Origin of the sequence: uncultured Campylobacter sp., from assembly GCF_937997405.1 — a bacterium.
In the GTDB taxonomy this organism is placed as follows: domain Bacteria; phylum Campylobacterota; class Campylobacteria; order Campylobacterales; family Campylobacteraceae; genus Campylobacter_B.
On record NZ_CALKTL010000164.1, the window covers coordinates 1 to 23,750 of the forward strand.

19 protein-coding genes are annotated in these 23,750 nt (G+C 48.2%); 3 read left to right on the forward strand and 16 right to left on the reverse strand.

Features of this window, described 5'->3' with window-relative positions; translation table 11 throughout:
• The 15 genes from Q0372_RS08765 to sstT form a co-directional block, all read right to left on the reverse strand.
• Positions 1-519 (reverse strand): U32 family peptidase C-terminal domain-containing protein (locus tag Q0372_RS08765; protein WP_298104927.1); only part of this gene is annotated, 519 nt, incomplete at its 3' end.
• Positions 483-1,679: a nucleotide sugar dehydrogenase gene (locus tag Q0372_RS08770; protein WP_298104929.1), complete on the reverse strand. Its 1,197-nt coding sequence runs from the start codon at positions 1,677-1,679 to the stop codon at positions 483-485. The genes Q0372_RS08765 and Q0372_RS08770, both read right to left, overlap by 37 nt.
• Positions 1,680-1,909: 230 nt before the next feature.
• Positions 1,910-2,083, reverse strand: a complete 174-nt coding sequence (locus tag Q0372_RS08775) for a hypothetical protein (protein ID WP_298104931.1) — start codon at positions 2,081-2,083, stop codon at positions 1,910-1,912.
• 103 nt (positions 2,084-2,186) lie between these two features.
• A complete protein-coding gene (locus Q0372_RS08780; RefSeq protein ID WP_298104932.1) occupies positions 2,187-4,007 on the reverse strand; it encodes a penicillin-binding protein 2 in 1,821 nt (606 codons plus the stop codon).
• A 62-nt stretch (positions 4,008-4,069) separates the two neighbouring features.
• Positions 4,070-4,753 carry a leucyl/phenylalanyl-tRNA--protein transferase gene (aat, locus tag Q0372_RS08785; RefSeq protein WP_297881266.1) on the reverse strand — a complete coding sequence of 228 codons (684 nt, stop codon included), beginning with the start codon at positions 4,751-4,753 and terminating at the stop codon, positions 4,070-4,072.
• Positions 4,753-7,134 (reverse strand): AAA family ATPase, encoded by a 2,382-nt coding sequence (locus Q0372_RS08790; RefSeq protein WP_298104933.1) that lies wholly within the window; start codon positions 7,132-7,134, stop codon positions 4,753-4,755. The genes aat and Q0372_RS08790 overlap by 1 nt, the downstream gene beginning before the upstream one ends.
• A 15-nt stretch (positions 7,135-7,149) precedes the next feature.
• Positions 7,150-7,455: an ATP-dependent Clp protease adaptor ClpS gene (locus Q0372_RS08795; RefSeq protein WP_298104935.1), complete on the reverse strand. Its 306-nt coding sequence runs from the start codon at positions 7,453-7,455 to the stop codon at positions 7,150-7,152.
• A complete protein-coding gene (locus Q0372_RS08800) occupies positions 7,445-8,143 on the reverse strand; it encodes a TlpA family protein disulfide reductase (RefSeq protein WP_298104937.1) in 699 nt (232 codons plus the stop codon). Before Q0372_RS08800 ends, Q0372_RS08795 begins: the two co-directional genes overlap by 11 nt.
• 55 nt (positions 8,144-8,198) lie before the next feature.
• Entirely contained in the window at positions 8,199-8,663 is a 465-nt protein-coding gene (smpB, locus tag Q0372_RS08805) for an SsrA-binding protein SmpB (protein ID WP_295151446.1), read from the reverse strand.
• Between the two features lie 125 nt (positions 8,664-8,788).
• Positions 8,789-9,532 carry a 4-(cytidine 5'-diphospho)-2-C-methyl-D-erythritol kinase gene (locus Q0372_RS08810; RefSeq protein ID WP_298104939.1) on the reverse strand — a complete coding sequence of 248 codons (744 nt, stop codon included), beginning with the start codon at positions 9,530-9,532 and terminating at the stop codon, positions 8,789-8,791.
• A 750-nt stretch (positions 9,533-10,282) separates the two neighbouring features.
• Positions 10,283-11,131, reverse strand: a complete 849-nt coding sequence (gene truB / locus Q0372_RS08815; protein WP_298104941.1) for a tRNA pseudouridine(55) synthase TruB — start codon at positions 11,129-11,131, stop codon at positions 10,283-10,285.
• Complete coding sequence (locus Q0372_RS08820) at positions 11,124-13,184, reverse strand: ATP-dependent helicase (protein WP_298104942.1); 2,061 nt, start codon at positions 13,182-13,184, stop codon at positions 11,124-11,126. The genes truB and Q0372_RS08820 overlap by 8 nt, the downstream gene beginning before the upstream one ends.
• Complete coding sequence (locus Q0372_RS08825) at positions 13,181-13,588, reverse strand: hypothetical protein (protein WP_297960736.1); 408 nt, start codon at positions 13,586-13,588, stop codon at positions 13,181-13,183. Before Q0372_RS08825 ends, Q0372_RS08820 begins: the two co-directional genes overlap by 4 nt.
• A gap of 1 nt (position 13,589) precedes the next feature.
• The gene (locus tag Q0372_RS08830; protein WP_298104944.1) at positions 13,590-15,503 is read right to left on the reverse strand and encodes a M3 family oligoendopeptidase; all 1,914 of its coding nucleotides are present in this window, start codon (positions 15,501-15,503) and stop codon (positions 13,590-13,592) included.
• Positions 15,504-15,613: 110 nt separating this feature from the next.
• A complete protein-coding gene (gene sstT, locus Q0372_RS08835; RefSeq protein WP_291936613.1) occupies positions 15,614-16,873 on the reverse strand; it encodes a serine/threonine transporter SstT in 1,260 nt (419 codons plus the stop codon).
• Positions 16,874-17,017: 144 nt separating this feature from the next.
• Between sstT and metK the strand changes: the two genes are divergently transcribed.
• Positions 17,018-18,217, forward strand: coding sequence for a methionine adenosyltransferase (gene metK / locus Q0372_RS08840; RefSeq protein ID WP_298104947.1), 1,200 nt, complete (start codon positions 17,018-17,020; stop codon positions 18,215-18,217).
• Positions 18,218-19,283: 1,066 nt separating this feature from the next.
• Here metK and dctP read toward each other — a convergent pair.
• On the reverse strand, positions 19,284-20,468 hold the full coding sequence (dctP, locus tag Q0372_RS08845; protein WP_298104950.1) for a TRAP transporter substrate-binding protein DctP: 1,185 nt from the start codon (positions 20,466-20,468) through the stop codon (positions 19,284-19,286).
• 121 nt (positions 20,469-20,589) lie between these two features.
• On the opposite strand from dctP, the gene Q0372_RS08850 reads away from it, so the two are divergent.
• Together Q0372_RS08850 and pyk are read left to right on the forward strand one after the other, a co-directional pair.
• Positions 20,590-21,936 (forward strand): FAD-dependent oxidoreductase, encoded by a 1,347-nt coding sequence (locus Q0372_RS08850; protein WP_298104955.1) that lies wholly within the window; start codon positions 20,590-20,592, stop codon positions 21,934-21,936.
• 283 nt (positions 21,937-22,219) lie between these two features.
• Complete coding sequence (gene pyk / locus Q0372_RS08855) at positions 22,220-23,701, forward strand: pyruvate kinase (protein ID WP_298104960.1); 1,482 nt, start codon at positions 22,220-22,222, stop codon at positions 23,699-23,701.
• The last annotated feature ends 49 nt before the right edge of the window (positions 23,702-23,750 follow it).

Consider the following 23,750-nt stretch of genomic DNA (forward strand, 5'->3'; position numbering starts at 1 on the left):
GTTGGTATCAACCAAATTTCGCATGAGCAACGCATAGTCTAAATGAATGTCTTGCGGCACGTCTAAGAAGACAAAATGCCCGTCGCCCAAGGCAGCATCCACTTCGGCATTTTTACGGTTGAGCATTTTGTTGATTTTAAACACGATGTTGCCTTGCGGTGTCATCATTTCCACTTCATCACCAAGCAAGAATTTATTCTTCACTGCCACTTCCGCCATGCCAAGTTCATTGCGTTTACCGGTGAATTCGCCGACAAATTGTTGACGGTCAGAAATGGAGTAGCCGTAGTCATAATTTTGGTATTCATCGTGGGTGTGGCGACGTAGGAAACCTTCGGTATAACCACGGTGGGCAAGGGATTCTAAAGTATCCATCAAGCTTTCATCAAACGGTTTACCGGCAGCTGCATCATCAATGGCTTTGCGATACACTTGGGCGGTACGGGCGCAGTAATAGAAGGATTTGGTACGACCTTCGATCTTTAAGGAATGTACCCCAAGTGCGGTGAGTTTTTCCACATGTTGTACTGCGCTACGGCGATTACGACGCAGTCAAATTTGCGCAAGTCGGGCTTTTGCAGCAGATCGATGTCGTAGTATCTCTTGGCGTCGGCGGCGCTCGCCCAAGGATCATAGACGCTTACCTCGCAGCCGAAATTTTTAAGCTCGCTTATCATATCCACGACGCGCGTATTGCGGGTATCGGGGCAGTTTTCTTTAAACGTAAGTCCCAAGATCAATACCTTCGCGCCCTTTACCTTTTCGTCGTATTTTATCATCATCTTAACGACCTCCGTAGCGACGTAGCTTCCCATATTGTCGTTAATGCGGCGGCTTGAGAGGATGATTTCGGGGTGATAGCCCACCTCGGTCGCTTTCTGCGCCAGATAATACGGATCGATGCCGATACAGTGTCCGCCCACGAGCCCCGGACGGAAGCTTAAGAAATTCCACTTCGTAGCCGCCGCGTCGATAACGTCGTTGGTGTTGATACCGAGTTTGCCGAACAGGATCGCAAGCTCGTTGATAAAGCCAATATTGATGTCGCGCTGGGTGTTTTCGATCACTTTCGCGGCCTCGGCGACCTTGATACTACTAGCGCGAAAGGTGCCGTTTTGCAGGATGCTAAGATAGACGCTATCTACGACGTCCAAAGCCTCCGCGGTGCTTGCCGAGACGATCTTTTTGATCTTAGTGACAGTGTGAATTTTATCGCCGGGATTGATCCGCTCAGGCGAATATCCGCAGAAAAAATCGCGGTTAAATTTAAGCCCGCTTACGCGCTCTAAAACTGGCACGCAGTCCTCCTCCGTAGCGCCCGGATAGACGGTACTTTCATACACGACGATGTCGCCCTTTTTAAGCACGGCTCCGACGCTTTCGCTAGCTTTGATTAGCGGCGTAAGATCGGGGCGATTTAGCCTATCTACGGGCGTAGGCACGCACACGATGTAAAAATTACTCTGCCTCATATCATCTAGCTTCGCGCTAAATTTAAGCCCGTTTTGAATCGCTGCGGCAAGTTCCTCGTCGCTAAGCTCCAGCGTGCGATCGTGCCCGCCGCGCAGCTCGTCTATGCGGTCCTGAGCTACGTCAAAGCCCACGACCTCGTGTTTTGCCGCAAACGCCGCCGCCAAAGGAAGCCCAACGTAGCCAAGCCCGATTATCGCTATTTTCATTTTTCCCTCATTTGCTTTCATATTCTCCTCTTTTCTTGCGTTAAATTTCATCGTTAAATTTCGCAGTCAAACTCGCTAAATTTCACAGTTGCGCAGACATACAGCACGAATTTATAGCGCTGCGTCTTAAAAATTTACGCTACAAGCTTGCTCGCTGTTTTATTTGCGTTACTTGCGCGACGACAAATTTAAAATTTTGCCTTTACGCGGAATTTTGCGCTACGGCAAAATCACAAGCCACGATAAAATTCAGTTGCTTTAGTGCAGCGAGCGGCGCCATGCAAAATTTCAAACCGTGATAAAATTTTACTACCGCGCCAAAATCCCGCATCGCGATAAAATTCCATCTTCGTGCCGTTAAAATTTACGCCACGAAATTCTATGCCGCCAAAATTCCGCGCCATAAAATTTAAACGCCGTAAAATTTCAAAAAGCCGCGCCAAATTCCGCGAATTTTCGTCGTCGCAAGTCGCAAAATTTTAAAAAACCTCGCGAAATTTAGCAAATTTAATCTTTAATTTCAACTGCCTCATCCTTGATCTCAACCTTTTGCGTAGCGTTTGCGTCAGCTGCGGGCTTTAGATAGCCCTCCTCAATCAAAATTCCTACCGCTCGCTTAAAGATCGGCAGCGCATTTTGAGCGGCGTAGTAGCTGCCTCTTTTAGGCTCGCGCACCAAAACGCCGATCGTGTAGCTGGTGTCCGCGTCGTTGGCAAAGCCGAAAAACGAGCTGTTATAGGCGCTCGAATAGCCGCCTCCCTTGGCGATACGCGCAGTGCCCGTCTTACCGCCGATTTGCAGCCCCGCTACCCGCCCCTTGCGCCCAGTGCCGCTCTCAACCGTTTTGATTAAAATTCCTTTGATTACGTCGGCGGTAGGTTTAGAGATGACCTGGCGGGTTTCGCTTTCGTTGACGATGTAAGTTTTGCCGTTATTTTCTAGATTTTCGACTAGACGCGGGCTAATCATGACGCCGCCGTTGTTAAAGACGGTATAGGCATTGAGCATCTGAAGGAAGGTCATCTGCGCGCCGTAGCCGTAGCTGATCGTGGCTTTGTAAATTTTATTATTCAGGCTTTTGATACTAGGTATATTTCCGCTTTGCTCATACGGCAGATCGATACCCGTTTTTTGCGACATACCAAAATTCATCAGCCCGTCATAAATAGCCTGCCCCTCCAGCCGCTCTGAAATTTTAATCATTCCAATATTTGAGCTGTGGATGATGATCTCCTCGCCGCTCATCTGCTTTGCAGGATGCGTGTCGCGGATCGTGCGAGTACCAAGCTTATAGCTGCCGTTATAGGTATTAATGATCTCGCCCGGTTTGACGGCTTTGGCATCATAGGCGATTGCGAAAATTATCGGCTTCATAATCGAGCCCACTTCGTAGGCGTATTCGCTCGCGGTAAAATTTAAATTCTTAAGATCGTTTTTCGTGATGTTTGAGGGATCATAGCGAGCGTTGGTCGCAAGAGATAAAATTTTGCCCGTTTTGGAGTTCATAATGCCCACAACGATTTCTCGCGCATCGTAATTATCAGCGCCCTCATCGCTTAGGCGCTCTATCTTTCTTTGCAGCGTTAGCGGCACGCTTAGGCGGACATTGTAGCCGTCGATCCTTCCCGTTTTTTTGCTGCTGCGCTCTAGAATGATATTGCCGCCGATATCGCGCGGACCCACGATAAACTCATCTCTAACCGGCGCTAGATAATACTCATAGTACTTCTCGATCCCTTTGATGCCGCTAACCTTGGTGATGCCATCAACCTCTTTTTTATTGATATAGCCGATTAACGGAGTGAGCGAATCACCGACATTGTAGCTGCGCTTCTCGCCGCTTTCGCTAACGCTCATGCGAATAGGCGGATTTAGCCTGCCGTTTGAGCCCATAAAGCTGACGAAGACCTTTTTTAAATTTAACTTATACGCAAGCTCTTTTAGATGCACTGCGGTTTTGGCGTCGATCTTATACGACAGCACGGTCGTGCCGCCAGAGCCCTCGATCGCGCTTTTGACGCGCTTTTCACTATCGCCCGTGTAGATGCAGTATAACCGTACGAAAAGATCAAGCTTGTTTTTATCGATGCTGCGCGCATCGACGCTAACTTTGTAGAGTTTGACGGAATTTGCCGCGACGTAGTTATCCTTTGCGATTATCGCGCCACGGATCGCGCTGTTGGTTTCATTGACATCCAGGCGCGGTAACTTGCGCTCGGTGCTGCCCCAAAAATATAAAATCGCCAAAAATACAAAAAGCGCCGCCGGCACGAATATAAACATCACAATAATCATACCGACCGAGGAGCTTTTATCTCTTTGCCACATCTTATTTCTTTAAAATTCTAAATTCCGCGCATTTTTTACGCTGCTGCATCTCAAGCTTTGACTCAATGCTGCGCTCCGCGCGGAACTTTAAGATCCGCAAAGCGCTCAAAGCCGCTATCTTGCGCACTAAGCTCAGCAAATAGAGCGAGGAATTCCGCTCGCGGCATCTCTTTAGCACCCATAAATTTCAGATGCTCGTTCATAATCTGACAATCGATTAGAAAGCCGAAATTTGCAAGCACCTCACAAAGCCTAATCAGCGCGACTTTCGAAGCGTTGCTCTTTAGGCTCAGCATACTCTCGCCGCAAAACACCCGCCCAAAAATTAGCCCGTATAGCCCACCCACAAGCTCGCCGTCCTCGTACGCCTCGACGCTGTGAGCGTAGCCGTCTGCTGCCAAACGCGAGTAAGCCTGCACGATCTGCTCGCTGATCCACGTGCCGTCGCTCTCTTTTTTTCGTACGTCTTTGCAGCGCTCGATGAAGCCCTTAAAATTCGCGTCAAATTTAACGTCATATCTCTTAAGATAGGGCTTAATGGACTTTTGCACACGCACTTCACGCGGATCAAGCACTGCGCGCGGATTGGGCGACCACCATAAAATCGGCTCATCCTCGCTAAACCACGGAAATATCCCTGCGCTATAAGCGCTAAGCAAACAATCCTCGCTCAGATCGCCGCCACTTGCAAGCGGCGCAAAATCGGGCGCATCCATAGGATCTGGAAAATCGTAAAACTGAGCCATTATTTAACGACGCTGCTTTGAGCTAGTGCGGGTTGCTTTTTTTCTATCTGCGGCAAAGGCGTAGAAGCAAAGCTAAAGCTTAGCTCGCCATCTTTTACGCTCACGCTAACTAAGCCACCCTCTTGCAGCGCGCCAAAAAGCAGCTCACCGCTTATATGATCGCTGATCTGAGAGCTGATCTCGCGCTTTAAATTTCGCGCTCCAAACTCGTCCGAATAGCCACGCGAGATAATCAAATCTTTTGCTTCCTTATTTAGGCTAATCTTTACGTTTTTTAGCTGCGACTCTAGCTCGCCGATAGTTTTATCCACGATCTTTTCTAAAATTTCGCCGCTTAAGCGGTTAAAATTTATGATTTTATCGATACGATTGCGAAATTCCGGCGCAAAAAAGCTTTTTATGGCACTATCTACTTTATAGCTCTCGTCCTTCGTAAATCCAACTTGCGGCGCTTCTTTCGTGCCTAAATTCGACGTCATTATTATGATCGTATTTTTAAAATCGGTCGTAACGCCGTTGTTATCGGTAAGACTTGCGTTATCGAAAATTCCTAAAAAAATATTCGTCATGCTAGGATGAGCTTTTTCTACCTCATCAAATAAAATGACGCTGTAGGGGTGCTTTTTGATGTTGTTAGTTAAAATTCCGCCATTTTCAAAGCCCACGTATCCGGGAGGTGCGCCGATGAGCCTAGAGACGCTGTGAGCTTCCATATACTCGCTCATATCATAGCGCTCAAAATGCACTCCAAGCTGCGCGGCTAAGACCTTGGCTAGCTCACTTTTGCCCACGCCGCTACTACCTGCAAATAAAAATACGCCGATTGGAGAGCTTGCGCCTCCAAGCCCGGCGTAAGAGCGTAGAAGCGCCCTACAAAGACTGCTAACCGCTTCGTCTTGACCGAAAATTTCACGCTTGATATTGGCTTCCAGATTTTTTAGTACCTGTTTATTATCGACGCTACTACTTAAATTTGCAATATTCGCGCTAATAGAAAGCGTATTTACTAAATCATCCTTACTGATTTCAAGCGGAGCTTCGTGCGGCTTAAACGCAAAGCTCGCGCCCACCTCGTCGATGAGATCAATGGCGCTGTCGGGAAGGAATTTATCGTTTTGATACTTTTTAGCAAGCGTTACGCTATCACGCAAAATTTCGTCGCTAAATTTTACGCCGTGAAATTCCTCATATTTTTTGGCTACGCCTTTTAAAATTTCGACGCTATCGTCAATGCTAGGCTCGCTTACATCGATCTTACAAAACCTGCGGCTAAGCGCTTTATCCTGCGAAAACGAGCGGTATTCGCCGTATGTAGTAGCGCCGATGACCGATAGCTCGCCGCTTGCAAGCGAAGGTTTTAGGATGTTTGACATATCAAGTTCGTTGCGATTGCCCGTGCCTGCGCCAACGATCGTGTGAATTTCATCGATAAATAAAATCGCATTTTGATTGGCGCTAAACTCGTCTATGAGATCCTTTAGCCTCTCCTCAAACTCCCCGCGCAACGTAGTGCCTGCGATCAGCGCGCCAGCATCAAGGGCGTAAATCACCTTGTTTTTTAGCTTTTCTGGCACTTCGCCGCGGACGATTTTTAGCGCGATACCCTCGATGATCGCGGTTTTACCAACTCCTGCTTCGCCCACTAAGATAGGATTGTTTTTCTTGCGGCGACAGAGGGTTTGCAGCGTCTTTTCGATCTCTTTTTCGCGTCCGATGAGTGGATCGATCTTACCCTCAAGCGCGATTTTATTGAGGTTTGCTGTATAAAGTGAGCTAGGCGAATCCTTTTTAATATCGCGCTCGTTTATGGCGTCCTTTTCGCCCTCAAACGCAGGCTCAAATTCCGTATTCTGCCACTGCCTGCGGCTTTCGTCGTAATTCATCGCATGCGTAATATCATCGATATCGTATGAGTTTAGCTTAATCGCTGCGGCTTCATCGCGAGAAACGACCTCATCGCGGTGATCGAAAGCGGATTTGTACTTTCTCACGATGAGCTCAAAAATCGCAGCATTGATACCGTAGTGATTTAAAATTTTAGTGCAGTCGTTTTCCTTATCATTTAAAATTTTAAGCATAAAATCAAGCTCATTTTTAGGCTCTTTAGCGTTATTTAATTCAGCATAGAACTGCTTAAATTCTATCGTCTGCGCCGGATCCTTACCGCTTGATTTAGGCATCATATCCAAAAGCCCGCCCAGATTATCCAAGATATTTAGGTAGTTAATATCCGGAATTTCTTTGGCGATGAGCCCATGGAAGGGCTTATTGTATTTAAAAATCGCATAAACTACGTGCGAAGTGGTGATATATTCATCCTCGCCGTCGTTTGCGACGCTGATTGCTTGTTCAAAATGTTTGTTTAAAAAAAATCCTATCATTGCTTTCCTTTAAATTTAATCCTCTTCGATCTCGCATCTAAGAGGGAATCCTGCGGCCTTTGCCGCTTGTAAAACCGCTTGTTGCTTGCACTCGGCTATCTCTTTGGGATACGCGCCGCAAACTGCGCGGCCCTGCTTATGCACTTTCATCATTAAATCTACGGCGTCGTTAAAGCTTTTGGCGAAAATCTCCATCAAAATATAAACCACGAAATCCATCGTCGTCACGTCGTCGTTTAGCAAAATTACTTTATACGGACGAGGCACAAAAGATTTTGTTTTGGCGCGAGTGTGAATCTGCACGCCGGTTTTAGTTGCCATTTTTTATCCTGGCGATATCGCTTTTTATCACATCAGTATCGACCATGCCTAAGTAATACGGCTTGCCCCGCTCATCGCCCTCATTGATGTCGGTGAGCCTTTGATATTTTCCATCTTTAAGCACTACCTTAAAAGGGATTGAAAGCGCGTGGCGATAACCGATGTCGCTTAAAATTTGACCCACTATGCGCTCGTTTTGTTTTGAATTGGAGATGAAATAATACGCGTTAAACTTTTTCGTAAAATTTTCGATCACTTGCGCATCGGTAATGTCCTCAAAATAAATCAAGCCGACCATCAGAAAATCCGCGGAGTTTTTTAGCTGAAAGTCCATCAGATGCGGCGCTTCGATGCGGCACGGCTGGCAATATGTACCAAAAATATCAAACATTAAAATTTTATCGCTGTCCGCGAGCTTAAAGCCCTTTTCTGTCCGCTCGATCGTTACCTCGCCGCCTACGACGCTTTTAAGCGTAAGGCGTTCGCCCGTTTTAAACGGCGTAAAAGCTACCTCCTCGCCGCTCTCGCCGCCAATACGCTCGCCATTTTTATCTTGAGCAGAATTTTTTGCCATCTGACTCTCGCTCGCGGCAGGATTCTCGCCCGCAGAGCCCGTATTTTTCTGCGAATCATCTCCGCAGCCGCTTAAGACAAAAATCGCTAAACATAATAGTAAAAATTTCTTCATTGCATTTCCTTCGGGTTTAAATTTAAGCCCGCATTTTAACCAAAGTTTTGTGAATTTAAAATGAATGCTTGTCGTATCGCTTCATCGCGCTTTGCGCTTCGCGGTCGGCTTCCTTGCGCTTTAACGATTCGCGCTTGTCGTGCAGATTTTTGCCTTTTGCTAGAGCGATACGCGCCTTTACGCGGTTTTTATCATTGAGATACAGCGACAAAACCACTATGGTAAGACCCTCTTTGCTAACCGCGCCAAGCAGCTTGTCGATCTGCTTACGATGCATTAAAAGCTTTCGCACTGCCCCTTCGTCTGGACGAAAATGGGCGTTGGTGCTTTCAAGATAGCTGATATGGGCGTTTAGCAAAAACAGCTCGCCGCGGATCACGCGACAAAAGCTATCTTTGAGATTGCCCCTGCCCGCGCGCAGAGCTTTGACCTCGCTGCCCTTTAGCACGATGCCCGCTTCAAAGCTTTCAAGTATCGTAAAATCGTGAAATGCCTTGCGATTTTTACTCAGTTCTTTCATCTTTTTCCTTCTAAATTTAGTCCTAAGCTTAGCCCGTTTTTGCTTAAATTTAAAAGCGAGCGAGCGAATTTTAAATTTTATCTTCAAATTTAGCTTTTAAATTTTAACCGCGCGCTTTGGAATTCTTATTTTAAGAAAAACACGCTGCTGCCGCTGCCGCTTAGAAACATATCGCGATACTTGCTTATCTGCGGATATAGCTTTATGCACGGCGCGAAAAGATCGTTTAGCTGAAAGCCGCCATATTGCGCCAGCAGCTGCTCGCTGCTTAAATGCAACATCTCTTGCGCCTGCGCGGCGTTTATATTTTGCATAAAGCTTGCGCGAAATTCGTTATAAACCGCGCCGGTGGAGCAAAAGATCGCGGGCGTTAAAATTTCGATCGCAGGCAAGAGGTCCTCGAAAGGCTCGATGATCTCGCCGATGCCGCGAACATTTGCGGCCTCCAGCCCGCTAACAAAAAACGCGACGTCTGCGCCGATATTTTGCGCGATCGCTATAAGCCGCTCGCGCGAAATTTTTAAGCTTAATTCCTCGTTCGCAAGCCGCAAAAACGCCGCCGCATCGCTACTGCCGCCACCAAGACCCGCGCCGATCGGAATACGTTTTTTAAGCACGATCTTGTGCGAGCCGAAAAACTCCGCAAGCTCGCGCGCAAAGCCCGCCTGCTCGAGCGCCGCCTTGGCTTTTAAAATTATATTGTCCGCGATCTGCGCGGCGCCACATTCAAGCGCAAAGCCGCTCGCGCGCTCAAAGCTTATCTCATCAAAAAGCTCCCTGCGCAGCACGAAGCGCGAGGCGATCTCGTGGTAGCCGCCGCGCGTGCCGACGACTTTTAAAAAAACATTGGTCTTTGCATAAGCTTTCAAATTTTACTCCTTTTGCGCCTTAGCGCGCTTGCGTTAAATTTAGCCTGCAGCAAGCCCACCTAGCGCAATTAAAATTTTAATCCGCGCACCGTGAAGTGCGCGCCGTGGAATTTAACCCGCGATCGCAGCGCCCGATACGTAAATTTTATAAAGCGCGGAATTTTAAATCCGCAACGCGCGAGTTAAATTTCAACTCGCGGCGCAAATCTATCTTAGCAATTAAAATTCCAAGCCGGCAAAATTCTAGCTGCACTGCGCTAAGTCGTAAATTTAACTTGGCGATACGCCGCCCACTGTAAAATCAAACCCATCGGCACAGACTACACATTACCGCAAGCCGAAATTTCATTCGACAAAAGCTACTTGCTGCGCCGCAATAAGCCCAACCTGCGCGCTTTTTAAATCGCGAAATTTTAATCTCGCGGCGCGTCGTCATCGCGCACCGAAAAGTGGATTTAAACGCCGCTCCGCCGCGTTTAAATTTAGCCCCCGCGGGTTTGTGCCTTTCACGAGCGAGCGCCACCCAAGAAGCCGCATGTTTAAATTTTAAATTTACTCCGCCCGACGCCGATTTTACGATCCGTGCGCAACGAAAGAGCGCGATCGCTCGCCCGCTGCCCCGCACGATAAAATTTAGCCGCGCAGGGCGGCGCGCTATGCGAGCAAATTTAAAACGTGCCGTATTTATGATCGTCGAAATTCAAGCTCGAACCGCCCGATCAAAATTCCGCCGCAGGCTAAAGGTGCTGATTAAAACGCACCGCCCGCGATCGGGACGTCATTCCACAGATACCTCACCTCGCCCGCGCCAATCTCGATGATCGAGTAAAAATCGCCGCAGATAAGCAGATAGCGCCCGTCCGCGCAGCTCGCCAGATCCTTTGCGGCGAGCTTCTTGCCCAGGATCACGTCGCGCGCGTCGCCGTCGTAAAAATTCGGCTGAAGATCCAAAAACTCGAGCGGATTTAGCGCCGCCTCGTCCGCAAAGCGCGGATCTTTCAAATCAAAAAACCCCTCGCTTTCTCGCCTAAGCGCGCTTAGCGTGCCACAAACGCCTAGCTTTTCTGCTAAAATTTGCGCGAAAGAGCGCACGTATCCGCCCTCGCTGAGTGCGACGCGAAAGCTCACGAATGGATGAGCGTAGCTTAAAATTTCGGCATCAAAAACCCGCATCGAGCTCTCTTTTAGGCTCACCTCTTCGCCCGCGCGAGCAAGCTTGTATGCGCGCACGCCGTCAATTTTCTTGGCGCTGAAAGCGGGTGGGATAAATTTTATCTCGCCGCGCATTTGCGCCATCGCGGCATCTAAAACCTCGCGCGAAAGCGACGGAATTTGTTCCACGCGCCCTATGTTTTCGTTATCGCCGCTTGGGCTTTGCGCGCCCAGCCACAGCGTCGCGACGTAAACTTTTGGCTCCTTTTTCAAAAACCTAAAAAAGCGCGCGTATTGCCCGAACGCGACGATCAGCGCGCCGCTCGCGAAAGGATCGAGCGTGCCGCTAAAGCCCGCCTTTTTCACGCCGTATTTGCGCTTAAGAGCGCTTAAAAATTTATTGCTGCCGACGCCCGTGGGCTTGTCCGCCAAAAACAATCTATTCATAAGAGCCGATCTTTTCTACGAAATTTGACATTATCACGCGCGAAATTCCGCCGAAATTTATCGTGAGTCGATCGCCGTTTACCGCCGTGATCTGTCCGATACCGAAGAGTTTGTGTTTGATCAGCTCTCCCTTGCTAAAGCCGCTGCTTTGCTCGCGCGGAGGCTCTTTAGCTACCAAACCCGCCTCGGCTATAAATCTGCTAGCGTCCAGCCTCTCGCGCTTGCCGCGATAAAAGCGACTGGCGGCAAAGCTAAGCGTAAGCGTGCGCTTAGCGCGCGTTATCGCTACGTATGCGAGCCTGCGCTCCTCCTCAATGTCGCTACTATCGCCCAAAAGCGGGAAAAACCCCTCCTCCAGCCCGATTACGAAAAGATGCTCGAACTCAAGCCCCTTGCTTGCGTGCACGCTCATTATGTTTATCGCATCGCCCATGATGGCGTCCTGATCGCTAAGAAGGCTTAGCTCGTTTAAAAATTCCGCCAGATCAAAATCGGGCTTATTGCTCGCCTCGTCTTTTAACATCGCCAAAAACTCGTCGATGTTCGCTACCCGATCGGCGCCATCCGGAAGCGAGGCATAGTAAGCCTTTAGCCCGAAAGCGGGCTCCAGAGCGTCTATTTTTTTGATCGTATCGGCTAGCGCGGAAATAGAAGCGATGCCGCTTTTAAGCTCAGCTAGAGCCTGCGCCGCCTTGGCGCTAAGCCCCGCGTCAGGCTCGCTAAAGGCGTCAAATAAACTGATGAGCCGCAAGCGCGAAAGCTCCTCGAGCCTCGCCAGCGAGACCTTGCCGATGCCGCGCTTGGGCACGTTTATGATCCGCCTCATCGAAAAGTCGTCGTGCTCGTCGTTTACTAAGCGCAGATAGGCGATCGTATCCTTGATCTCGGCGCGCTCGTAAAATTTCACGCCGCCTACCATTTTGTACGGGATTTTGGCGCGATTCAGCCCCTCTTCCAGCGCGCGCGAAAGAGCGTTTACGCGGTAAAGCACGGCGATTTGAGAGGGCGCTACGCCGCTTGAAAGCAGCTTTTTGATGGCTTCTGCGATCTTTGCCGCCTCGATACTCTCCTCGTCTGAACGCAAAATTTCGATCTTTTCGCCGCCGCCGTTCATGCTAGTAAGGCTCTTGCCGAGGCGGTTTTTGTTATGCGAGATGAGTTCGTTGGCGGCATTTAAAATTTCATCCGTGGAGCGGTAATTTTGCTCGAGTTTGATAAATTTTACGTTTGAGAACTGATCTTTAAAATTTAATATATTTTCTATCCGCGCGCCGCGCCAGCCGTAGATGCTCTGATCGTCATCGCCCACTACCACGAGGTTTTCGTGCGCGGTGCAGAGCTTTTGCAGCAGCTTGAATTGAATGTCATTGGTATCCTGATACTCATCCACCGTGATATAGGCGTAGCGGCGCGAAATTTCATCGCATAGCCGCTCATTCGCGCTTAAAATTTTATACGGCAAGATCAGCAGATCATCAAAATCCACCAGATTATTCGCCGCCAAATACGCCTCGTAGCGTTTATATGCATCAGCGCAGTGCGCGTAAAATCCGCTATACATCCTGCTTAGCTCGTCGTCCTCGCCCTTTAGAAGCTCGTCGATATCTTTGGGGGCGATTAGGGAATTTTTATAGGTTGAAATTTTAGCCGCCAATAGCGACGTGGGCAAATTTATCTCAAAGCCCTTGATGATCTTTTTCTCATCGTCGGTATCGATTACTTGGAAGTTTGCGCTACGCCCAAGCTCGCTAATATGAAATTTCAAAAACAAAAGCCCGAATTTATGAAAGGTGCACAGAAGCGGCACGCCGCTTAAATTTAACCCGCTTATCAGATTAAGCGCTCGCGAGCGCATCTCGGCGGCGGCTTTATTCGTAAACGTAAGCGTGAGAGTATTCTCCGCAGGCACGCCGTTTGATAGCAGATAGGCAAGACGCGCGGTGATCGTTTTGGTTTTGCCGCTACCAGCACCCGCTAAGATTAGCATCGCTCCGTCCACGTGGCTCGCAGCCTCGCGCTGAGCAGGATTAAGACCTTCTAAAATATCGCTCATTTTGAGAAAATTTTACGCGATTTTTCGCGCTTAAGCCACTCGGACTCGGGACGAGAAAAATTTACCGCGATGGGCTTGCCGTCCACGACGATCTGCAAAACCGCGTAAAACGGTACGCTAAGCGTGCTTGCAAAATCCTGCGGCCCGAAACCCGCCTCGAAAACCAGCTCATCCTTGCTAAGATGCGCGCTAGAAAGCGTGTATTCCTCCAACTGCAAAAAGATCGCGGGCATTTTGAAGCTTTTTAAAATTTCCTCCGGCAGCGGCGGGTCAAATTTTATCTGATCCGTCCTCGCAACGATGCCAAATCCATATCCAAGAGCTAAAACGTAATCCAAAACCGCGCCTATATTTGCGCTGCTCGCAGCGATAAATTTATCGTCTTTTAAAATTTTATCTATCATCCTAACCCCTCACAAACTCATCTACAAGCGCCGCAACCTGCTCTATACCGATGCGCCAAAACTCGCTTTTATTGATATCAAAGCCGAATTTTGCCACTAGCTTTTGCGGCTCGTCGCTGCCGCCCGAGCTTAAAAACTCGGTGTAAATTTGAACGAAATTTTCGAGCCTGCCGCTTTTATACAACCCGTAAAGCGCAAGCACCAAAAGCTGCGCGTAGGCGTAGGAGTAGCAGTAAAACGGCGAGTGGATGAAGTGCGGGATGTAGCTCCACCAGCTTTTGTAATGATCCTGCAAGATTAGCTCGCCCGCAAACATCTTGCGCGACTCCTCCATCCAAAGCTCGTCTATTTGCCCCGTGCTTAGCTCATCCGCGCTTGCATGCACGCGCCGCTCAAAGGTCGTAAATCCGATCTGGCGGTAAAGCGTAGCGAAGATATCCTCGATCTTTGCCGCAAGCATCGCTCTTAGCGCGGCCTTGTCGCTTGCGGTCTGCGAGGGCGTATCCGTATCGCTTGCTGCAAGCTCGCTCGGACCCGCAGAGTCTTGCGAGGCGGCATGTTTTACGGCGCGCTCGTTTGGAATTTCACCGCCCTGAGCCTCTTGCGAAGCATCGCGTTTAAAATTTTGCGAGCCGTCCGAGGCGGCGGCGCTTTTTAAATTTTGCGAGCCGCTTAAATTTGAAAAATTTTCGCGCATATAATCAAACACCAGCATCTCGCAGAAAACCGACGCGGTCTCCGCCGTCGTTAGCGGCGTGAAGGAGTTGAAATAGCCCACGCCGTAGCTTAGATACTGATGTATCGCGTGCCCCAGCTCGTGCGCGAGAGTAAATACGTCGCGGCGCTTGCGGGTAAAATTTAAAAGCACGAAAGGGTGCGTATCGCGCGAGCCGGAATGCGAAAACGCGCCGCTTTGCTTATTTTGTGTGGGCATTGCGTCGATCCAGTTTCGCTCAAACGCGATCAGCGCAATCTGCTTAAATTTCGGGCTGAATTTTTCAAACGCCGCTAGCACGATCTGCTTAGCCTGCTCGAAGCTAAACTCGCTCTCATCGCCGCCGAGCGGCGCGTATCTATCGTAATCATACAGCGCGTCGTAGCCTAAAATTTCGCGCTTTTTGGCGTAAAATTTGCCGACCAGAGCGAAACTTCGCTCCGCTTCTGCGATCAGCGCATCGACGCTTGCGATATTTATCTGATTTTCCTCATGCATCACCGCCTCGGCTTTATCGTAGCCGCGCAGCTCGCAGCGAATTTTAAGATCTGTTTTAATCATATTGTAGATGTAGCCAAGCAAGTGGGAGTTCTGCTGCAGCACCGCACTTAGCGAAGCTGCGGCGTCCTTTCGCACCTCGCGATCAGGGCTATGAAGCAGACTTAAAATTTCCTCCTCGCCAAGCTTTTGCCCGCGAAAATCAAAGCTCATCCGCGCCATGCTCTCGTCAAAAAGCCGCGAAAACGCCTCGCCGCTTACTGGCGAAGTTTTTAAAAGCACGCTTTCTTGCGGCAGGCTTAGCTGGTGGGCCTTGCGCTGCTTAAGCAAGCTCAAATAGTATCTGACCCTCCCCCCCCCTGCGATAAACTCGTCCTGTTTTGTGGCGTCAAGCTCGTTAAACTCGAGCTCGAAAAAGAGCAGGCTCTGCGAAATGTCGTTGCAAGCCTGCTCCGTCTTAGCCTGCTGCGCCCCAAGACTTGTATCTCGCGCAAAGCTAAGATGTGCAAAACTCATTATCTTGCCAATCTGCTCGCTGATGCTCTCATAAAGCTTAAGCGCGCCCAAAAATTCCTCCGCGCTAAGGGCGTGCAGCTTATCTTTAAATTTAAGCTCAAAATCCCTAGCCTGCGCGGATGCGATATCTATCGCGCCGCTAAATTCCGCCTCGTTTACAAACAGCTCGCCTAAATTCCAATTCATCGATTTCCTTTTAAAATTTTTGGATAATTTTATCAAAAAAGAATAAGTAAAATTTTAAAAACCGCAAATCCGCCGTCTAAGCGGAATTTGCGGTAAAATTTTAAGGTGAGTTATTTTTGCATACTTTGCGACGCGATCGCCGTAAAAATCACGTCCGTGGAGCTATTAATCGCGGTTTCTACCGAGTCTTGGATCACGCCGATGATAAAGCCGATCGCGACCACCTGCATTGCGATGTCGTTTGAGATATTAAAGAGCGAACACGCAAGCGGTATCAGCATCAATGAGCCGCCTGGCACGCCGCTAGCGCCGCACGCACCGACCGCCGAGACCACGCAAAGCAGCAGCGCCGTCCAAAAATCGGGGCGCACGCCGAGCGTATGAGCCGCAGCAAGCGCCAAGATCGCGATCACCACCGCAGCGCCCGCCATATTTATCGTAGCTCCCAAAGGGATCGAGATCGAGCTTAGCTCGTCGCTGATGCCGAGCTTTTTGCATAAATTTAAATTTACGGGAATATTCGCCGCAGAGCTGCGGGTGAAAAACGCTGTGAGGCCGCTTTCGCGTAGGCAGGTAAATACGAGCGGATATGGATTTTTCTTAATCACCGCAAAGACGATGAGCGGATTTACCACGAGGGCTACGAACGCCATCGCGCCTACGAGTACGACTACGATTCGTACGTATCCAAGCAGCGCATCAACGCCAGTTTGATACACGGTAGAAGCTACTAGGCCGAAAATTCCAAACGGCGCGAGCTGGATTACGAACTGCACGATTTTGGTTACCGCTTCGCTCAGATCGGTAAAAATTTTCTTTGTTTCATTAGTACAAAATTTAAGCGCGACGCCAAGACCTATCGCCCAGGTTAAAATTCCTACGTAGTTTCCGTGCGCGATAGCGTTTAGCGGATTATCTACGACCTTAAAAAGCAGATCTTTTAGCACGATCCAAACGCTCGCAGGAACCGCATTTTCCGCTGCGCCGACATTACTTAGAGCAAGCTGCGTCGGAAATAAAAAGCTGGCTGCTACCCCCACGCACGAGGCTAAAAAGGTGCCTACGATATATAGAACAACCACGCGTTTTAAGCCGCTTGCACTGCCGTATTGTTTATTTACGATCGAGCTTAAAATCAAGATAAAAACTAAAATCGGAGCTACCGCTTTAAGGGCGCCTACGAATAAATTTCCTAAAATTTCCGCAAAAGCTACTACGTTTATTAAAAACGAAGTGTGCTCTGCCGCAATATCGCCTGCCGCTGAACGTGCGGCAAAGCCCAAAATGGCGCCTATTATCAAGCCTGTAACTATGCGCAGAACTAGATTTTTATCTTTGTAGCTAGCTACTAATTTTTGAATCGAACTCATTTTTTACCTTTCAATCAAAACGTCGTTTGAAATATATCGAAATTTTATTTAAGCGCATTTAAATTTGGGCGAAATTTCGTAATTTTTAGTTAATCTTAAAACCTCGTTCGATAAAATGGCGCGAAATTCTAATTAGGAGCGGATATGTATCTTTTCACAAGCGAGGTAGTAAGCCCCGGACATCCCGATAAATGCGCCGATATCATCGCAGACAGCATCGTGGATGAAATTTTAAAGCAGGACCCCAACGGGCGCGTCGCGGCGGAGGTTTTCATCGCGGGCAAACACGTAGTAATCGGCGGCGAAGTAAACGCTAAGATCGATTTTACCCACGACGATTACCGCCACATCGTAAAGGGCGCGCTTAGCGAGATCGGCTACAACGACAACCCTCATTTCACACGCGCGCAGTGCCTGCATCCGCAGGATCTGCAAGTGGACGTATTTTTAAACCAGCAAAGCCCCGACATCAACCAAGGCGTCGATCAAGAGGGCGGCGAGATCGGAGCCGGAGATCAGGGCATAATGTTCGGCTTTGCAAGCTGCGAGACGAAAAATTTTATGCCGGCGGCAATTACCTACGCGAGGCTTCTTTGCGATCACGTCTATGCCTACGCAAAATCCCATCCCAACGAACTTGGCGTCGATATTAAGACGCAGGTTACGGTTGATTACGGTACGAAGAGCAATTTTGAGGAGTGTAAGCCGCAAAGCATCCATACGATCGTGGTTTCCGCGCCTTGCGTCGAGAGTATGAGTATCGAGCGCGTCCGAGATCTGATCGGAAATTTGATCGATTCGGCGGGGCTTCCGAAGGAGCTTTACGACAAAAGCAAAACGATCATCTACATCAATCCGACCGGTCGCTACGTAAATCACAGCTCGCTTCACGACAGCGGTCTAACGGGGCGCAAACTGATCGTCGATAGCTTCGGCGGCTACAGCCCTATAGGCGGAGGCGCTCAAAGTAGCAAAGACTATACTAAGGTCGATCGCAGCGGGCTTTATGCGGCGCGCTATATCGCCAAAAACATCGTCGCGGCGGGGCTTGCGAAAAAATGCATCGTCCAGCTCAGCTACGCAATCGGCGTGGCAAAGCCCGTCAGCGTCAGCGTCGATTGTATGGGGACAAATTTAGGCGCGGCTAGCGACGATGAGCTATCCGCTTTCGTGCTTGAAAAATTCCCGCTCACGCCGCGCTGGATCATCGATAAATTCGGCCTTGATCGCCCGGGCAAAGGAAGCTTTCTCTACGCCGACGTCGCCGCGCGCGGACAGGTCGGAAATGACGAATACCCGTGGGAGAAGCTCGATAGCGTGGAGCTTTTTAAGGCTTTGAAATAAAATTTTGCGCTTTGCAGTAGCGCCTTTTTAACTTGCGACACCCGCTAGGCTTGCAGCAGCGAGCCTAGCTCAATATTCTACGTGGCTTTGCAGTCGTGTAATTTATCGCGCGCCCAAAAGTGGCGTTGCAGCAAAATTCTGCATCAAAATTCTAAGCCGTGAAATTTAAGAGTTTTTACAGGTAGAATCGAAATTTTAAAATTTTAAGCTCAACTCGCGCAAAATTTTAAAATTTACGCGGTGAAATTCCAAGGCTAAGCCCGTCTAGTTTAATGATAAATTCTAACTAGAGCAGGCTTTAAAAAAATTTTCACGCAAGCTTTTAAATTTGCAATCGCTTAAAACGAAATTTGACCTATAAAATTTTTCCTAACGCGCTTTGTACTTAATCTCCGAAGGACAAAAATTTTATATTTTCATTGCTTATGATATTTAAGCGTGTAAATTTTAAAATTTTGCCATTTTATTTGAAGTTTGCCGCTTTTATATAGAAAAAACCCAAAGCAAATTTCATTTAAAAGCGGCATTTGCAAGATAAAAGCGCTGAAATTTTAAAATGCGGAATTTATGAACGCTACTAATTTGAAATCTCAGATTGGCACGCTTCGCCAAAGCTCCCCCGCTAACTACGCGAAATGAAAAAGTAAGATTAAATTCTCCCTCGCTCAATGTCGCCCGCAAGCGAGCACGGCGGAATATCAAGCTTAAATAACGCAAAAGATAAAAGAATAAAGCAAAAAAAGAGGAGGCTTGGAGCTTGATAAAATTTTAGCCTTGTACGGCGGCGACCGAGCGGCTTTTAAACTAGGCTTTAAACGCAGTGATTCGAATTACGCGCCTTAACTTAAATGCTAAAGCAGCGATAAAATTTCATCGCCGCTTTCATAAATTAAAATTTTAAAGATACTCCGAGCTACGCAGCTGCAATAAGTAAATCACCTGCATTTTAATCACCCGCGCCTCGCCTAAATTGCCTAAAATTGCCGATCAAATTTAAGCCGCATACACCTTTATCTGGCGCTTAGTTTAGCCGCGCGGCATAAAAACACAGCTAAAAAATGAAGCACTATTTCGTCTGATTATCCTCGTTTTTTGGTGCGGCAGTGCTTGCATTTATCTCGCTGGCTGCGCTATTTACGGGCTCAGGAACAGAGATTTTTTTCACCGAAGCGGTAAAATTCTGCTCGGCTTCAACGTCGCCCGTTTTTTCGATATATGTAAAATCGCCCATCTTCGTCCACGTTCTAGCTTTAGCTAAAAACGCCTTTTGGCTCTCCCAAATCTCTTTGAAATCGGGATTTTTCTCGCTTTCTTCGGCTAAAATTTCATCCGTCGCCTTGCGAAGCGCACGCATAATTTCAGGCGAAAAAGAGCGAATCTGAACGTTTGGATATTTCTTTTTGATCTCGTCCCAAATTATTACATTTTTATAAAACGTCTCGTTTTCTGCGTATTCGCGCGCCTTTGCGATCGAAGCCTCTAGGATATTTTGCAAGTCCTTAGGAAGCTTCTGCCAAGTTTGTAGATTTATTACGATCTGTTGCTCGCTAGCAGGTTCTTGCCATCCCGTATAATAGTAATTTGCGACCTTGTGAAAGCCTAGAGGTATATCAAAGCTAGGACTTGCCCACTCGACCGCATCGATGGTGCCCATCTCTAGTGCCATATATAGCTCACCTACCGGTATCGTAGCGACTGCGACGCCAAGGCGGCTCATAACCTCCCCGCCAAAGCTTGGAATTCTAAATTTAAGCCCTTTTAAATCGTCTAGCGTATTAATCTCTTTTTTAAACCAACCACCCATCTGCATGCCACTATTTAGGATATTAAAGACCTTTAGATTGCTTTTAGCATAGAATTTATCCGCTAGCTCCTTGCCTCCACCGAAGTAATACCAAGCGTGTTGCTCATCTTTCGTCATACCAAAAGGCACGGTCGTAAACAGCATATTCGCGCTATTTTTGCCTTTATAATAGTAGCTCGCAGTATAGCCTAAATCGTATTGTCCGTTTTTGACCATATCATAGATCGCAAAAGGTGCTTTATGTTTGCTAGGCGCGTCGATGCTGATTTTCAGCCTGCCATCAGACATACTATCTGCAAGATCTGCCATACGCTTGGCGACATCGCCTACGATAGGCATACTAAGCTCGTAAGTCTGAGCTAGCTTAAGGCGATAAATTTTCTTATCTGCGCCCCACAGCGACGTGGCTATAATCAAACTTAATCCGACAAGAATCGATTTTTTCATATACTACTCCCAAAATGAAATGGTGCGAATTTTATATAAAATCATCTAAATTCACGCTTTTATAACTAGCTTTTAAGCGAAATTTTCGCACAATTGTAGTCAAATTCGATAAGGAAAGGGCATGCAAGAAAAACATTACGAAGTAATCATCATAGGCGGCGGTATCACGGGCAGCGCGCTAGCGTACGTGCTGGCAGAATTTAGCGGGATCAAAAATATCGCTCTACTTGAAAAATACGAAGGGCTTGCGACGCTAAATTCTAAAGCCAGTGCAAATTCCCAGACGATTCATTGCGGCGACATCGAGACCAACTACGATTTACAAAAAGCGACCGAAGTCAAGCGCAAGGCGGATATGATCGTGAAATATTGCCAAAAGCACGGATATGAGAATAAATTTTTATTTCAGGGGCAGAAAATGGCTCTTGGCGTGGGCGAAAGTGAGGTAGAGCTAATTAAAGACCGCTTTGAGAAATTTAAAGAGCTTTATCCGTATCTGCAGCTTTTCGACAAGGAAGAGCTCAAAAAAATCGAGCCCAAGCTAGTTTTTGACGGGCGCGGTGAGGAGCGAGCGGAGGATATCGTAGCAATGGGCGTACAATCGGGAGTTTACACGACGATCGATTACGGCGCGATGGCGAATTCCTTCGTGCAAAACGCTAAAAACGCGGAAGGCAAAACCTGCGATCTGTACCTAAACACCGAGGTGCAAAACATCACTAAAGTAGGCGATAAGTTCTATATCCGCACCGCAAATAGACTCTCGCTAAGTGCTGATTTCGTAGTCGTAGATGCGGGCGCCCACTCGCTGTGGCTAGCGCACAAAATGGGGCTGGGGCAGGATCTTAGCACGATTTGCATTGCGGGCAGCTTCTATCTAACCAAGCAAAAGCTTCTAAACGGCAAGGTTTACATGGTGCAAAACCCAAAGCTTCCATTTGCCGCGCTTCACGGCGATCCCGATCTTTTGGCGGACGGGTGCACGAGATTTGGCCCTACCGCACTTACGATGCCGAAGCTTGAACGCTACAAGGGCTGTCGTTCGGTGCCGGAATTTTTTCAGTCATTAAATTTTGACATGGACGTAGCCAAGGTCATTTGGCAAAATTTTGGCGATAGCGAGGTAAGGGACTTCTTAATCCGCAATATAGGCTTTGAGATACCGATTTTAGGCAAAAAACTTTTCGTCAAAAATGCGCGCAAGATCATACCTAGCATCCGCGAGGAGGATATTTACTACGCCAAGGGCTTTGGCGGCGTACGTCCGCAAGTAATCTCACACTCGCAAAAAAAGCTGCTTTTAGGCGAAGCTAGAATAGGCGAAAATCCGGGGATTATCTTTAATATGACCCCAAGTCCCGGCGCTACGAGCTGCCTAGGCAACGCACTTCGCGACGCAAAAAGCGCCTGCGAATATTTAGGAGCGAGCTTTGATGATGCAAAATTTGACGCGGAAATGATGCAATAAAGAGGAATTTTTAAATTTCGCTCGGGCAAGAATTTTGAAATTTTACTTCGGCGAGGATTTTAAAATTTTGCTCGCGCTTCACATCTAGAGAGTTTTAAAATTTCATTCAAACGCGAATTTTTAGAATTTAACCTGCACTGCAAGTTATGAAATTTTAAAATTTCGCCGTGCCGTAGAATTCTAAAATTCCTTCGTCTAGCGAATTTTAAAATTTAGAAATTTCAAAATTTTGCGCAAAATTTCGCCCAATGCGGCGATAAATTTTAAATTTAAAGGAGAAAAGATGCTTAAAAAAACCAAAATTTTAGCGACCATCGGGCCCGCAAGCGACAGCGAAGAGATGATGAGCGCGATGGTAAAGGCGGGCTGCAACGCCTTTAGGATGAACTTCAGCCACGGCACGCACGAGTATCACGAGGCAAATTTAAACAAAATTCGCGCCGTAGAAAAGAGCCTGGGCGTGCGCGTAGGCGTCTTTCAGGACATCAGCGGCCCAAAGATCCGCGTCGGCAAGCTCGAGGAAAATTTTAAACTAAAAACGGGCGATAAAATCACCTTCCTTCCTCGCGAAATCATCGGCAAAAAGAGCGCGGAAGGCGAATACGAGCTGTGTATCAACCACCCAGAAATTTTGCCGCTGATGAAGACGGGCGAGTTTATCTACCTCTACGACGGCTCGATCCGCGCCAAGGTAGTCGCAGTAAGCGAGCAAGGCGTGCAAGCAGTGCTCGAAAACGACGGCTTTTTAAGCTCAAATAAAGGGGTAAACTTCCCAAACACCCGCCTAAATATCGACGTTATCACGCAAAAAGACCTCGCGGATCTGCGCTGGGGCGCGGCGCACGGCGTAAATTTCGTAGGCATCTCCTTCGTGCAGTCTCAAAACGACATCCTGCGCGTGCGTGAAATTTTAAACTCGCTGGGCTCAAAAGCTAAAATTTACGCCAAGATCGAGAAATTTGATGCTGTAGAAAACATCGAGCAGATCATCGAAGCAAGCGACGGCATAATGGTCGCACGCGGAGATCTGGGCATCGAGATGCCGTTTTATGAGATCCCGCGCATCCAAAAGCGCATCATAGCTCTTGCCAACGCCCGCTCAAAGCCCGTCATCACCGCCACGCAGATGATGCTTAGTATGACCGAGCACGAGCGCGCCACCAGAGCCGAGATCAGCGACGTCGCAAACGCCGTGCTCGACGGCACCGACGCCGTGATGCTAAGCGAAGAAAGCGCCATCGGCAAAAATCCCGCAGCCGTAGTCGCCGCGATGAGCGAGACGATCCGCGAGACCGAAAAGATCTATCCTTACGATAAATTTAACGATTACGATTTCTACGACGAGACCGATATGATCACCTCAAGCACCGCAGCGCTTGCCGCAAGGCTGGGCGCGGGCGCGATACTTTCGATCACGGGCTCGGGGCGTTCGGCGATCAAACTCGCACGCAACCGCGCTAAAATCGACATCATCGCAATCGCGCACGACGAGCAGACCGCGCACGCGCTAAGTCTCGTGTGGGGCGTAAATCCCGCGATGGTCAGGGAAAAAACGAGCATCAACTCGCTGCTCGCACGTATCATAAGCGAGGCTTTGCAGCGCGGGCTCATCGAAGAAGGCGGCACCTACGTGATGACGGCGGGCTTTCAAAGCGGCCATCCCGGCAGCACCGACTACATCCGCATCATCAAAAAAGATCAGATCGATTTCTACCGCGACACGGCGAAAACGGGTCTTCAGGATCAATTTAATGCGCAACATTAAATTTGGTGGTAAAATTTGAAGTTTTTAAGTTGCAGGCCTAGAGAGGTAA